A 13,500-nucleotide genomic window follows, 5' to 3' on the forward strand; every position below is an offset into this window, starting at 1 on the left:
GATAAAGGACTGGTCGATCTTGATGCGGTCGACCGGGAAGGTCTTGAGGAAGCTCAGCGATGCATAGCCGGTGCCGAAGTCGTCGCAGGTCAGGGTCACGCCGTCGCGGCGCAGGGTCTGCAGCTGGCCGGAGAAGTCGTCGCCCTGCTGCAGGGCGATGGTCTCGGTGATTTCCAGCTCCAGCCGCTCGGGCGCCAGCGCCAGTTCGCGCAGCACGTGGCGCACCTCGGTCAGCAGCCGGCTTTCGCTGAGCTGCGCGGCGAACAGGTTGATGGCCACGCGCGGCGCGTCGGGAAACGCCAGCGACCACATGCGCGCCTGCGCGCAGGCGGTATGGAGCAGCCACACGCCCACGTCGGCCGCCACGCTGCTGGCGGCCAGTGCGTCGATGAAGCTCGCCGGCGTGAGCAGGCCCTGGGTGGGATGGCGCCAGCGCATGAGCGCCTCGGCACCGACCACGCGGCCGTCGCTCAGGTCGATCTGCGGCTGGTAGAGCAATTCGAACTGGCGTTGCGCGTAGGCGTCGCGCAGCGCCTGCACCAGCGACAGGCGGGTCGTCACGTCGGTGCGCATCTGCGGCTTGAAGAAGCGGATGGTACGGCCGCCGTCACGCTTGGCCCGGCCCAGTGCCAGGCTGGCCGAAGCCAGCGCGTCGGAGGCATTGTCGCCGCCGGCGGGCATGACGCAGGCGCCCAGGCTTGCCAGCACATGATGGCGCCGGCTGCCGTACTCGTGCGGCTCGGACTGCAGCGACAGGATGGCGGCGCTGACGTGGCGCACCAGGGTGGGATCGGCGATGGAGGGCAGCAGCACGGCGAACTCGTCGCCGCCGATCCGCCCGAGCACGGCATCGCGCGGCGAGGCGTCGCGCAGGCGACGGGCCACCCGGCGCAGGATCTCGTCGCCTTCGGCATGGCCGTGCATATCGTTGAAGGCCCGGAAATCGTCGATGCCGAGCAGCAATAGCGCGCAGCGCGGGGCAGCCTCCGTGCGCAGGCGGCCTTCCAGCATACTCAAGAATGCCTGGCGCGAAGCAACGCCGGTCAGCGGGTCGAGGTCCGCGTTCGGCGAGGCGCCGGCCTTCGCCTCTGACCTAGCCACCATCCCTGCCCTGTTTGTGATTGTCGACATCGATCCGATCTGTCAATTTGGCAAGTGTGACTAAAACCAGGAAAAAATCAAGCCGCGTCAAACCATGATATTGCGATATGTTGCGGGACGGCAAATAACATAATCACAAAACGCTAGCCCGCGCCCGCGCCATTGAAATGACAGAAACCTTCCAGTACCCTACGCCGCTATAAGGCGGGCGGGCACCCCGGGGCGCCAGTCTCCGCCTGCGGACCCGCCGCTCATGGCGTCGCCGTGCCAGGTTCACCGCGTCCGGACGCCGCCCGCCACCCTTCCTGCAAGAAAATACAAGAACATCGAATGGGCAACCGCACCGCGACCCTCTGGACCATCCGCACGCGCATCCTGGCAAGCTTTGCCATGATCCTGGCTGTCATATTGCTGACCTTCGTGGTCGCCTACGGCCGGCTGTCGACGATTGAATCCCACACCGTCGCGTTACGCGACGATTCGCTGCCCGGACTCTACTACAGCACCGCGATGCGCGGCGCATGGGGTGAAACCTACGTGCTGGCCTGGCAGAGCATTACCGCGGGCAGCGACGCGGAGCGCCGCACCTATGCCGAGGCCAACACAGCCCTGCGCAAGCGGCTGGATACGCTCGAGCATAAATACGCCGACTCGATCGTCCGCCCGGACGACCGCCAGCGCTTCGAGAAATACAAGGAACTTCGCCGCAACTATGACGAAGTCTCGGCCATGGTGTTCGCCGCCGGCAGCGCCGAGGCCGGCGCCATGGAGGCCCGGCTGCGCGGCCCGATCCATGCCGTTTGGGATGACGGCCGCGCGGCCCTGCAGGCCCTGCTGGAAGACAACAACAAGGTGTCGGAAACCGGCGCCACCAGCATCAGCAACGCCGTAGAGACCGCCAAGATCAGTATCGAAGTCTCGCTGATCGCTGCCTTGCTGGGATCGCTGGTGGCCGGCTACCTGCTGTTCCGCTCCATCACCGTGCCGATGCGCTCGATCGTGACACTGCTGTCCGGCATGCGCGGCGGCGACCTGCGCCAGCGCCTGTCGCTTGAACGCCAGGACGAATTCCTCGAGGTCGAGCAAGGCTTCAACCAGATGACCGGCGAGCTGACCGGGCTGGTCGGCCAGGCCCAGCGCTCGGCCATCCAGGTCACCACCTCGGTCAACGAGATCGCGGCCACCGCCCGCCAGCAGCAGGCCACCGCGACCGAGACGGCGGCCACCACCACCGAGATCGGCGCCACCTCGCGCGAGATCTCCGCCACCTCGCGCGACCTGGTGCGCACCATGATCGAGGTGTCGAGCGCCGCCGAGCAGACCGCCGGACTGGCCGGCACCGGCCAGGTCGGCCTGTCGCGCATGGAAACCACCATGCACCATGTGATGGAAGCCGCCGGCTCGGTCAACGCCAAGCTGGCCACCCTGAACGAGAAGGCCGGCAATATCAACCAGGTGGTCACCACCATCGCCAAGGTGGCGGACCAGACCAACCTGCTCTCGCTCAACGCGGCGATCGAGGCCGAGAAAGCCGGCGAGTACGGTCGCGGCTTCTCGGTGGTGGCCACCGAGATCCGCCGCCTGGCCGACCAGACCGCGGTCGCCACGTACGACATCGAGCAGATGGTGCGGGAGATCCAGTCGGCGGTGGCCGCCGGGGTGATGGGCATGGACAAGTTCGCCGAGGAAGTGCGGCGCGGCATGTCCGAGGTGACCCAGGTGGGCGACCAGCTGTCCCAGATCATCGGCCAGGTGCAGTCGCTGGCGCCGCGCGTGCAGATGGTCAACGAGGGCATGCAGGCCCAGGCTGGCGGCGCGGAGCAGATCAACCAGGCGCTGATGCAGCTCTCCGAGGCGGCCCAGCAGACGGTGGAATCGCTGCGCCAGTCCAGCCAGGCCATCGACGAGCTGACGCTGGTCGCCAACGACCTGCGCACCGGCGTGTCCCGCTTCAAGGTCTGAGCCTTGCGGGCCCGGACCACTTCCCATGAAGCTCTTCCTGCTGTTCCGCATCGGCCCTGACCACTACGCGCTCGACGCCAGCGAGATCGAGGAAGTGCTGCCGCTGACCACGCTCAAGCAACTGCCCGAGGCGCCGCCCTGGGTGAGCGGGCTGCTGGCGCGCGGCGGCGAGGTGGTGCCGGTCATCGACGTCAACGCACTGGCCACCGGCACGCCCGTCGCCCACCGCACCAGTACGCGCACGGTCCTTGTGCACTACCGCCGTGGCGCGGATGCGCCGGCGCGCCTGCTCGGGCTGCGCCTGGAATACGCCACCGAAACCTTGCGCTGCGCCCCCGGCGAGTTCACCGACAGTGGCGTGGACTCCGCGCCGGCGCGCTACCTGGGCCCGGTGCGCGGCGGCGCGCAGGGACTGGTGCAGTGGGTCAAGGTCGACGCGCTGCTGCCCGACGAGGTGCACGCCCGCCTGTTCCCCGGCCTCGCGGCACCATGACCACGGCCAGCCATATCGAAGCGCTGCTCAAGGAGCGCATCGGCCTGGACGCCTGCACGGTGGGCGCCGGCATGATCGAGCGCGCGGTGCGCGAGCGCCTGGCGACGGCCGCGGTGCCCGACCACGATGCCTACTGGAACCTGCTGCACTCGCACCCGGAAGAGCTGCAGGCCCTGATCGAGGCCGTGGTGGTGCCGGAAACCTGGTTCTTCCGCCACCGCGAGGCGCTGCTGGCGCTTGGCCGCTTCGCCGCCATGCGCGTGTTCGGCGGCGCACGCCTGCATGACGGCGAGGGCCCGCTGCGCATCCTCAGCGTGCCCTGCTCCACGGGCGAGGAACCGTATTCGATCGTCATGGCGCTGCTCGATGCCGGGGTGCCCGAGAACCGTTTCCAGGTCGACGCCATCGATATCAGCGCGCGCGCCCTGGAGCGCGCGCGTATCGGCCACTACGGCAGCAATTCGTTCCGCGGCAGCCCGCTGGATTTCCGCGACCGGCATTTCACCGCCGCGCCGGGCGGCTATGCGCTCAACGCCAATGTGCGCGCCAAGGTGCGGCTACTGCGCGGCAACCTGCTGGACCCCATGCTGATGGCGGGCGAGGCGCCTTACCATTTCGTGTTCTGCCGCAACCTGCTGATCTATTTCGATGCGCCCACGCAGCAGCGCTCGCTGCGTGTGCTGGAGCGGGTGAGCCGGCCCGACGCCACGCTCTTCGTGGGGCCGGCCGAAGCCAGCCTGCTGACACGGCACGGCTTTGTCTCGGCCGGCGTGCCGCTCGCCTTTGCGTTCACGCGGCGCGCCCCGCGCCAGGCGGCCCCGCCCAATGAACCCTCGGACGGTGGCGCAGTCCATGCCGCCCCGGCGCCCCGCCTGCCGCATGCGCCGCCTCCGGCGCCGTCCTTCCGCACCTACCAGGCCTCGCTGACGCCGGCCCCCGAGCGGGCGGCCCAGCCGCGGCCGGCGCCCGCCACCAAGGCGCCGGGCAGCGCCGACCCGCTGGCGAAGATCTCGCGGCTGGCAGATCGCGGCGACCTGGCCGCGGCCATCGCGTCGTGCGAGGCATACCTCGATGCGCAGGCGCCGTCGGCCGCCGGCTACTGCCTGCTGGGCGTGCTGTACGATGCCACCGGCCGCCCCGCCGACGCACGCGAGGCCTATCGCCGCGCGCTATACCTCGACCCGGGCCACCAGGAGGCGCTTTACCATATGGCTGCCATCCTCGAGGCGCAAGGCGACGGCGCGGCCGCGGCCCGCCTGAGAAACCGCGCCCAGCGCAATCAACCGACCCGCCATGGCTGAGCCCGCACCGCTCGCGACATCCCACCCCGGCGCCAGCCACGGCACGCATGGCGTCGTCGTCGACGACTGCTGGCGCCGCATCGGCGTACTGGGCGACGGCAGCTGCCCGCTGCTGCCCACGCATATCCACTGCCGCAACTGCCCGACCTACTCGCGCGCCGCGCTGACGCTGCTCGACAACCTGCCCACGGGCGAGGTGAGCCTGCCCGCGGCCGATGCCGCCCGGGCCGGCACCGCCGCGCAGGGCCCGGCCGTTTCCTGCCTGGTGTTCCGCATCGGCGAGGAGTGGCTGGCGCTGCCGGCCGAGGCGCTGGCCGAGGTCACCGCGCCCTGCCCCCTGCACTCGCTGCCGCACCGGCGGCACGCCGCGGTGCTGGGCCTGGTCAGCGTGCGCGGCAACCTGCTGGTGTGCATCTCGCTGGCACGCCTGCTCGGGCAGGACTCGCCCGCGCCCGCCCAGGGCGCCGGCGCGCGCAGCGATGCTGCGTTCGACGCGGCGCACGACACGACCAGCAGCGCAGGACATGGCGCACGCCTGCTGGTGCTGGGCCAGGGCCGCAACGCCTTCGCGCTGCCGGTCGAGGAGATTGCCGGCATCGAGCGCATTGCCGAATCCGCCCTGCAGCCGCTGCCGACCACGTTGTCGCGCACGTCCTCGCGCTATGCCCGCGCGCTGCTGCAAAGCGGCGGGCGCACCGTGGGGCTGCTCGACGCGGCCTCGCTGCAGCAAGCCCTGACGCGGAGCCTGGCATGAATCCCGACCAGTTGCGCGACGCCTCCCTGCTCGAACTGTTCGCGCTCGAAGCGCAATCGCAGGCGGATGTCCTCAATGCCGGCCTGCTCGCGCTGGAGCGCAATCCCGCCGCCAGCGAGCAGCTCGAGGCGTGCATGCGCGCCGCCCATTCGCTCAAGGGCGCGGCGCGCATCGTCGGCCTCGACGGCGGCGTGCGCGTGGCCCATGTGATGGAAGACTGCCTGGTCGCGGCCCAGCACGACGAACTGCTGTTGCGGCCCGTGCATATCGATGCCCTGCTGCACGGCACCGACCTGCTGCTGCGCCTGGGCAGCCCGCCCGGCGGCGATCTCGGCTGGGCCGATCACGCCGGCAAGGCCGAGATCGATGCACTGGTGGCGCGCCTGGAGGCGCTGCTGGCCGGCAAGGCGGTCGACGCCGCGCCGTGGGCAAGCGCGCACGTCCTGCAACAGACGATGCCGGAGCAGGCCGCCAGCGCGGCCGAGCCGCCCGCGGCGCCGGCGCAAGCCACGGCCGAAGCCATGCCGGTGACAACGGCCGCCAGCGCGGACGCGCCGGCCGTGCCGCCGGCCGATGCGCCCATGGACAGGCCCGCCGATGCGCCCCCCGGCATCTTGCCCGCCCACGTCCGGCCCGCCGACCCGGCCGGCGAGGCCGGCGCGCTGCCGGAGACCCAGGAGCGCATGCTGCGCGTGAGCGCCGACACGCTAGACCAGTTGCTGGCATTGTCCGGCGCGGCGATGATCGAGGCCAACTGGCTCAAGCCCTTCGGCAACGCCCTGCAGCAGACCCGGCGCCTGCAGATGCGCGCGCTGCAGGCGCTGGACGCCCTGCAGGCGGCGCTGGCCGGCGGCCAGGGCGGCAACGCAGCCGAAGGCGCCGCCCAGGCCCGGCTGGCCGACGCGCAGCACCTGCTTGCCGAAAGCCACCGGCAGCTCTCGCAGCGCGTCAGCGACCTCGAACAATACGACCACCGCACCGGCCGCCTGTCGCGCCAGCTCTACGACCGCGCGCTGGCAAGCCGCATGCGGCCGCTGGCCGACGGCCTCGCCGGCTACTCCCGCATGGTGCGCGACCTCGGCCGCGCGCTTGGCAAGGCGGTGCACCTCGAGCTGATCGGCGAGAGCACCAAGGTCGATCGCGACATCCTCGAACAGCTCGAGGCCCCGCTGGCGCACCTGCTGCGCAATGCGGTGGACCACGGCATCGAGATGCCCGACGTGCGCCGCGCCGCCGGCAAGCCCGTCGAAGGCCGCATCACGCTCAATGCGCGCCACAACGCCGGGCGGCTGGTCATCGTGATCTCCGACGACGGCGCCGGCGTGGACCTGGATGCCCTGCGCCGCGCCATCGTGCGGCGCAATCTGGCGCCCGAGGAAACCGTCGCCCGGCTGTCGCAGGCGGAGTTGCTCGACTTCCTGCTGCTGCCCGGCTTCAGCATGCGCGAGACCGTGAGCGAAGTATCCGGGCGCGGGGTCGGGCTCGATGCCGTGCAGGACATGATCCGCCAGGTGCGCGGCAGCATCCGCCTGGTGCAGGAAAGCGGGCGCGGCATGCAGTTCCACCTCGAGCTGCCGCTCACGCTGTCGGTGGTGCGCGCGTTGCTGGTGGAGGTGTCGGGCGAAGCCTATGCCTTCCCGCTGGCCTACGTGATGCAGGCCCTCCACCTCGAGCGCCGCGACATCGAGCAATTGCAGAACCGCCAGCACTTCCGCTTCGGCAATCGCCAGGTGGGCCTGGTCAGCACGGCCCAGGTGTTGCAGCGACCGGAGGCCCGGCGCGACGAGGACACCGTGCCGGTGGTGGTGCTGGGCGATCACGAGCGCACATACGGCGTGGCGGTGGACCGCCTGCTGGGAGAGCGTATCCTGGTGGTCCAGCCGCTGGCGGCCTGCCTCGGGAAGATCAAGGATATTGCCGCCGGCAGCATCACCGAGGACGGCACGCCGGTGCTGATCTTCGACGTGGAAGACATGATCCGGTCGGTGGAGAAACTGCTGTCCGAAGGCAAGATCGACCGCATCCGCCGCGGCGGCGCCGTAGCCGCCCCGGTACGGCGCAAGCGCGTGCTGGTGGTGGACGATTCGCTCACGGTGCGTGAACTGGAGCGCAAGCTGCTGGCCAACCGAGGCTACGATGTCACCGTGGCGGTGGACGGCATGGACGCCTGGAACGTGCTGCGCGCGGAATCCTTCGACCTGGTCATCACCGACATCGACATGCCGCGCATGGACGGCATCGAGCTGGTCACGCGCATCAAGCGCGAGCCGCGCCTGCAGCAGGTGCCGGTGATGGTGGTCTCGTACAAGGACAGGGAGCAGGATCGCCAGCGCGGCCTGGAGGCCGGCGCGGACTACTATCTGGCCAAGGGAAGCTTCCAGGATGCCGCGTTGCTCGATGCGGTACAGGACCTGATCGGAGAGGCGCGCGCATGAAGATCGGCATCGTCAACGACTCGCAGCTGGCCGTGGTGGCGCTGCGACGTGTCATCGCACTGGATCCCGAACTGGAAGTGGCGTGGGTGGCCGAGGACGGCGAGAGCGCCGTGCGCATGGCCGCCGCACGCACGCCGGACCTGATCCTGATGGACCTGCTGATGCCGGGGATCGACGGCGTCGAGGCCACCCGCCGCATCATGGCCGCCACGCCATGCGCCATCGTGGTGGTGACCATGGACCTGGGCCGCAACGCCAGCCAGGTGTTCGATGCCATGGGCCACGGCGCGATCGACGCGGTCGACACACCCACGCTKGCGCAGCCGGATTCGCAACTGGCCAGCGGGCCGCTGCTGCGCAAGATCCGCAATATCGGCCGCCTGATCGAAGGGCGCGTCGCGCCCGCGCGCGCGAACGCGACGCTTGCGCGCAGGGCCGGCGCCGAACGGCTGGTGGCGCTGGGTGCGTCGGCCGGGGGCCCGGCCGCACTGGCCGCGGTGCTGGGCGCGCTGCCGGACGGCTTCAATGCCGCCGYGATCGCCGTCCAGCACGTGGACGAAGCCTTTGCCGCCGGCATGGCGGACTGGCTCGACGCGCAATGCCCGCTGCCGGTGCGGCTGGCCCGCGAAGGCGAGGCGCCCCAGCCCGGCACCGTGCTGCTCGCCGGCAGCAACGACCACCTGCGCCTGCTCAGTCCCGCGAAAATGGTCTATACCGAGGAGCCGAGCGACTACCTTTACCGGCCGTCGATCGACGTTTTTTTTGAAAGCGTGGCCCAGCACTGGCGCGGCGATGCGGTGGGCGTGCTGCTCACCGGCATGGGCCGCGACGGCGCGCTGGGCCTCAAGGCCATGCGCGAGCGTGGCTACCTGACCATTGCCCAGGACCAGGCCACCAGCGCCGTCTACGGCATGCCCAAGGCTGCCGCCGCCATCGGCGCAGCCGGCGAAATCCTGCCATTGCGGCAGATCGCGGCCCGCATCGTACGGGCCTGCAACACCAATCCCGGCAACAAGCAGGGTTAGGGAACAGGGCCGCAGCGCACGAGGAACACAATGTCGACAGATACAGAACAGAACTACAGTCAGCGCCCCGAGGAATACCTGGCCATGGTGCTGCTGGTGGATGACCAGGCCATGGTCGGCGAAGCCGTGCGGCGCGAACTCGAGCCCGAGCAGGACATCGATTTCCACTACTGCTCCAAGCCCGACGAAGCCGTGGCGGTGGCCGAGCGCACGCGCCCCACGGTCATCCTGCAGGACCTGGTGATGCCCGGCATCGACGGCCTGACGCTGGTGCGCCGCTACCGCGCCAACCCCGCCACGCGCGATATCCCCATCATCGTGCTGTCCACCAAGGAAGAGCCGATCATGAAGAGCGCGGCTTTCGCCGCCGGCGCCAACGACTACCTGGTCAAGCTGCCCGACACCATCGAACTGGTGGCGCGCATCCGCTATCACTCGCGCTCGTACCTCAACCTGCAGCAGCGCGACGAAGCCTACCGCGCGCTGCGCCAGAGCCAGCAGCAACTGCTGGAGACCAACCTGGAGTTGCAGCGGCTGACCAACTCCGACGGGCTCACCGGGCTGTCCAACCGGCGCTATTTCGACGAGTATCTCGGCGCGGAATGGAGGCGCGCCGGGCGCGAGCAGAGCCAGCTGGCATTGCTGATGATCGACGTGGACGTCTTCAAGGCCTACAACGACACGTACGGCCACGTGGCCGGCGACGAGGTGCTGCGCCGCGTCGCCGGCGTGATCCGCGAGAACTGTGCGCGCCCGGCCGACCTGCCCGCGCGCTTCGGCGGCGAAGAGTTCGCCATGATCCTGCCATCCACCTCGCCCGGCGGCGCCCGCCTGCTGGCCGAGAAGGTCCGCCGCGCCATCGAGTCCATGCAGGTGCCGCACAGTGGCTCGCCGGTAGGACAGTGCGTGACGGTGAGCATCGGGGGCGCGTCCGTCGTGCCCGACGAGAACACGCCGTTCAGCCGCCTGGTGGAGATCGCCGACGCCGGGCTCTACCAGGCCAAGCGCAACGGCCGCAACCAGGCCGTGATGACCGCCTGAGCGTACCGCTCCGGGCGCTGCCGGCGGCCGCGCCCGCTCCCGCTTTCCCTCCCCCTCCACCTCCCCCTCCCCAGCTCTCCCGCACGCCGCGGCATGGCCCGGCCTGCCGCCGCGCCGTCGTCGCGCCGTCGTCGCGATGCCGGCCGCATGTGGAGAATTCGTCCTGTGGGAATTGTCCGACACGCGTTTCGGAGACGGGTCAATTTGCCGGCCCGCATGCCCTGCCTATCGTTGCATTACGGCAGGCGCCGTTGCGCATCCCCTCACAGGGCCGCGGTCCGAGCGGCAGCAAGCCTGACAACGAGCGTGGCAAAGGATGGCCATCCCGTCGCGGGACGGCACGCGCCGGCCACCGGATGATTCACTCACCGGCAAGAAGAGGGCACTCATGAAGCTTTCCAAATCAGGCCTGGTATTAGGCCTTGCACTGGCCGCGGCGGCCGTACTCTCGGCATGTGGCGGCGGCGGCGACGACGGCATCGATGACCGCATCGGCATCAGCAAGCCTTCCGTGCGCGTGATCCATGCCATCCCGGGCGGACCCAATGTCGACGTGCTGCAGAACGGCACCAAGACGTCGTTCCTCAACGAGCCCTACAAGTTCGTCTCGAACTATTTCGACGTCGGAACCGGGGCGCAGCTGTTTGCCTTCAACGTGGCCGGCACCGCAACGCAGATCGGCAGCGCCACCGTCGATGCCCACACCGGCCACAAGTACACCGTGGTCGCGCTGCCCGGCTCCACCGCTGCCGACGTGCTCACCATCGACGACCCGTATGGCAAGGGCCTGCTGTCGGACAAGGCCCGCGTGCGCGGCCTGAATGCCTCGTTCAACGCGCAGAACATCGATATTTACATTACCGTGCCGGCCGCCGATCTCACCGTGGCCACGCCGACGATGGCGGCGATCGGCTACAAGACGGCGAACCCGGCCTCCGGCCAGGACTCGCTCTATCTCGACGGCGGCACCTATCGCCTGCGTATCACCACCGCCGGCACCAAGACCGTGATCTTCGACTCGGGCACGCTGACGCTGGGCAACAATGCCGACTGGCTCATCACGACGATCCCGGTCGACGGCATCGGCGCGCTGGTACCGAACAAGATCAAGGTGCTGGTGGCGCAGTCGAGCACGGGTACCGGCAACGCACAGGAGCTGGTCACGCAGTAACGGCAGCCGGCGACAGGCTTGCGCGCCCAGGGCGCAATGGCGGACTCGTGCGAGGGCCCATGCGGCGGGAAGATCCGGCAGGCGGGTCTTCTCGCCGTTGCTTTGCCTTTGCTTTGCTTTGCCTTGCCTTGGCCTTTGGGCCAGGGAGCCACTTCGATGCGTGCGCCGGGTCATCCGGCGCGCGGGGATGCCGGGGACTATGGCGTCTGTGCGATATCGCTTTGCAGGACATCCAGGTGGGAGAGGTATTTATCCAACTCGTCCTTGCCGCTGTCGGTGATGCAGTAGACGCGGCCACTGCCCTCGACCAGTTCCGCCGTGATCGCGCGCGCGATCATCAGGCTGCGCAGGATCGGCCGCAGCGAGCGGATATTGTTCTCGACTCCGTGGTCGCGCAGGCGCTCGACCAGGGTCAGTACCGTCGACGGGCTCGACTGGACGAACTTGAGGATGTATAGCCGCGAAACGAAGCGGTCCAGCGTTGGAGTTCTCATGCGGCTCCTGTGACGCGCCAGCGGGTGGCGCGATAGAGCTGATCATCATGCGCAGCCCTGCGCTGCGAGCACAGCCGGGCGGGGTTCACTGCGTGCGTGCCAGCCTGGACCGGAACGCGTCTTGCCAAAGAAAACGGGGTGCGCGAGGCACCCCGGATCTTGCGTCTTGCATTGTGCGTGCCGGCACATGGCCGCGCCGGCACGGGGGCTTCTTCGGTACTACTCTTCCTGGAACGCTTCTTCGCGCTTGGCCTTGATCGACGGCAGTGCAACGACGGCGACCAGTGCGGCAGCGGCGATCAGCAGGCCCATCGACAGCGGACGCGTCACGAACACGGTGAACTCGCCACGCGACAGCAGCAGGGAGCGGCGGAAGTTTTCTTCCATCATCGGTCCGAGCACGAAGCCCAGCAGCAGCGGCGCCGGCTCGCACTTGAGCTTCAGGAACAGGTAGCCGATGATGCCGAAGCCGGCTGCCATGAACACGTCGAAGGTCTGGTTGTTGACCGAGTACACGCCGATACCGCAGAACACCAGGATGGCCGGGTACAGGAAGCGGTAAGGCACGGTCAGCAGCTTCACCCAGATGCCGATCATCGGCAGGTTCAGGATGATGAGCATCAGGTTGCCGATCCACATCGAGGCGATCAGGCCCCAGAACAGCGCGGGGTTGCTGGTCATGACCTGCGGGCCCGGCTGGATGTTGTGGATGGTCATCGCACCCACCATCAGCGCCATCACGGCGTTGGGCGGAATGCCCAGCGTCAGCAGCGGGATGAAGGAGGTCTGTGCCGCGGCGTTGTTGGCCGATTCCGGACCTGCCACGCCTTCGATGGCGCCCTTGCCGAACTCATGCGAGTACTTCGAGGTCTTCTTTTCCAGCGAGTACGCTGCGAACGAAGCCAGCGCCGCACCGCCGCCCGGCAGGATACCCAGTGCCGAACCCAGCAGCGTGCCGCGCAGCACCGCGGGTGCCATGCGCCTGAAGTCTTCCTTGGTCGGCCAGAGGTTGGTCACGCGGTCGGTGAAGGTCTCGCGGTCTTCCTTCTGCTCCAGGTTCGCCACGATCTCGGCGAAGCCGAACATACCCATGGCCAGCGCGACGAAGTCGATGCCGTCGGTCAGTTCGGGGATGTCGAACGAGAAGCGCGCGGCGCCAGAGTTCACGTCGGTGCCGATCAGGCCSAGCAGCAGGCCCAGCACGATCATCGCMACSGCYTTCGSCAGYGARCCCGAMGCCAGCACYACGGCGCCGATCAGGCCCAGCACCATCAGCGAGAAGTACTCGGCGGGGCCGAACTTGAACGCCAGTTCCGACAGCGGCGTGGCGAACGCAGCCAGGATCAGGGTMGCCACGCAGCCGGCGAAGAACGAGCCCAGGCCGGMKGTGGCMAGCGCCACCCCCGCTCGCCCTCGCCGCGCCATCTGGTAGCCGTCGATGGTGGTCACCACCGACGACGATTCACCAGGCAGGTTGACCAGGATGGCGGTGGTCGAGCCACCGTACTGCGCGCCGTAGTAGATACCGGCCAGCATGATCAGCGCGGCCACCGGGGGCAGCGTGTAGGTGACCGGCAGCAGCATGGCGATGGTGGCCAGAGGCCCCAGGCCCGGCAGCACGCCGATCAGGGTACCCAGCACGCAGCCCAGGAAGGCGTATGCGAGGTTCTGCAGTGTCAGTGCCGTGGAGAAACCCAGCGACAAGTGTTCAAACAATTCCATC

The 13,500-nt window shown here is 69.0% G+C and carries 11 protein-coding genes; 8 read left to right on the forward strand and 3 right to left on the reverse strand.

Features of this window, described 5'->3' with window-relative positions; genetic code table 11:
• Nucleotides 1–1,104, reverse strand: a 1,104-nt coding sequence (locus AC1DO7_RS18740; RefSeq protein WP_477116433.1) for a putative bifunctional diguanylate cyclase/phosphodiesterase, incomplete at its 3' end; no start/stop codon positions are given.
• A 327-nt stretch (nt 1,105–1,431) separates the two neighbouring features.
• On the opposite strand from AC1DO7_RS18740, the gene AC1DO7_RS18745 reads away from it, so the two are divergent.
• From AC1DO7_RS18745 to AC1DO7_RS18780, 8 genes are all read left to right on the forward strand, one after another.
• The gene (locus AC1DO7_RS18745) at nt 1,432–3,063 is read left to right on the forward strand and encodes a methyl-accepting chemotaxis protein (protein WP_441612251.1); all 1,632 of its coding nucleotides are present in this window, start codon (nt 1,432–1,434) and stop codon (nt 3,061–3,063) included.
• Between the two features lie 25 nt (nt 3,064–3,088).
• Complete coding sequence (locus AC1DO7_RS18750) at nt 3,089–3,556, forward strand: chemotaxis protein CheW (RefSeq protein ID WP_441612250.1); 468 nt, start codon at nt 3,089–3,091, stop codon at nt 3,554–3,556.
• Nucleotides 3,553–4,857 carry a CheR family methyltransferase gene (locus tag AC1DO7_RS18755; RefSeq protein ID WP_441612249.1) on the forward strand — a complete coding sequence of 435 codons (1,305 nt, stop codon included), beginning with the start codon at nt 3,553–3,555 and terminating at the stop codon, nt 4,855–4,857. The genes AC1DO7_RS18750 and AC1DO7_RS18755 overlap by 4 nt, the downstream gene beginning before the upstream one ends.
• Nucleotides 4,850–5,611 (forward strand): chemotaxis protein CheW, encoded by a 762-nt coding sequence (locus AC1DO7_RS18760; protein WP_441612248.1) that lies wholly within the window; start codon nt 4,850–4,852, stop codon nt 5,609–5,611. The genes AC1DO7_RS18755 and AC1DO7_RS18760 overlap by 8 nt, the downstream gene beginning before the upstream one ends.
• Nucleotides 5,608–8,046: a hybrid sensor histidine kinase/response regulator gene (locus tag AC1DO7_RS18765; RefSeq protein WP_441612247.1), complete on the forward strand. Its 2,439-nt coding sequence runs from the start codon at nt 5,608–5,610 to the stop codon at nt 8,044–8,046. Before AC1DO7_RS18760 ends, AC1DO7_RS18765 begins: the two co-directional genes overlap by 4 nt.
• Nucleotides 8,043–9,071, forward strand: coding sequence for a chemotaxis-specific protein-glutamate methyltransferase CheB (gene cheB, locus AC1DO7_RS18770; RefSeq protein ID WP_477116434.1), 1,029 nt, complete (start codon nt 8,043–8,045; stop codon nt 9,069–9,071). The genes AC1DO7_RS18765 and cheB overlap by 4 nt, the downstream gene beginning before the upstream one ends.
• 30 nt (nt 9,072–9,101) lie before the next feature.
• Nucleotides 9,102–10,112: a diguanylate cyclase gene (locus tag AC1DO7_RS18775; protein WP_441612245.1), complete on the forward strand. Its 1,011-nt coding sequence runs from the start codon at nt 9,102–9,104 to the stop codon at nt 10,110–10,112.
• A 388-nt stretch (nt 10,113–10,500) separates the two neighbouring features.
• Nucleotides 10,501–11,283: a DUF4397 domain-containing protein gene (locus AC1DO7_RS18780; protein WP_441612244.1), complete on the forward strand. Its 783-nt coding sequence runs from the start codon at nt 10,501–10,503 to the stop codon at nt 11,281–11,283.
• 197 nt (nt 11,284–11,480) lie between these two features.
• Here AC1DO7_RS18780 and AC1DO7_RS18785 read toward each other — a convergent pair whose 3' ends face one another.
• On the reverse strand, nt 11,481–11,777 hold the full coding sequence (locus AC1DO7_RS18785) for a transcriptional regulator (protein ID WP_441612243.1): 297 nt from the start codon (nt 11,775–11,777) through the stop codon (nt 11,481–11,483).
• 219 nt (nt 11,778–11,996) lie between these two features.
• On the reverse strand, nt 11,997–13,499 hold the full coding sequence (locus AC1DO7_RS18790; protein WP_477116435.1) for a tripartite tricarboxylate transporter permease: 1,503 nt from the start codon (nt 13,497–13,499) through the stop codon (nt 11,997–11,999).
• Nucleotide 13,500: the final 1 nt, after the last annotated feature.

This window comes from Cupriavidus sp. 05N40, assembly GCF_056397305.1.

Coding starts and splice junctions, on each gene's coding strand:
- AC1DO7_RS18745 (WP_441612251.1), top strand. CDS start 1,432: ATGGGCAACCGCACCGCGACCCTCTGGACCATCCGCACGCGCATCCTG.
- AC1DO7_RS18750 (WP_441612250.1), top strand. CDS start 3,089: ATGAAGCTCTTCCTGCTGTTCCGCATCGGCCCTGACCACTACGCGCTC.
- AC1DO7_RS18755 (WP_441612249.1), top strand. CDS start 3,553: ATGACCACGGCCAGCCATATCGAAGCGCTGCTCAAGGAGCGCATCGGC.
- AC1DO7_RS18760 (WP_441612248.1), top strand. CDS start 4,850: ATGGCTGAGCCCGCACCGCTCGCGACATCCCACCCCGGCGCCAGCCAC.
- AC1DO7_RS18765 (WP_441612247.1), top strand. CDS start 5,608: ATGAATCCCGACCAGTTGCGCGACGCCTCCCTGCTCGAACTGTTCGCG.
- AC1DO7_RS18775 (WP_441612245.1), top strand. CDS start 9,102: ATGTCGACAGATACAGAACAGAACTACAGTCAGCGCCCCGAGGAATAC.
- AC1DO7_RS18780 (WP_441612244.1), top strand. CDS start 10,501: ATGAAGCTTTCCAAATCAGGCCTGGTATTAGGCCTTGCACTGGCCGCG.
- AC1DO7_RS18785 (WP_441612243.1), bottom strand. CDS start 11,777: ATGAGAACTCCAACGCTGGACCGCTTCGTTTCGCGGCTATACATCCTC.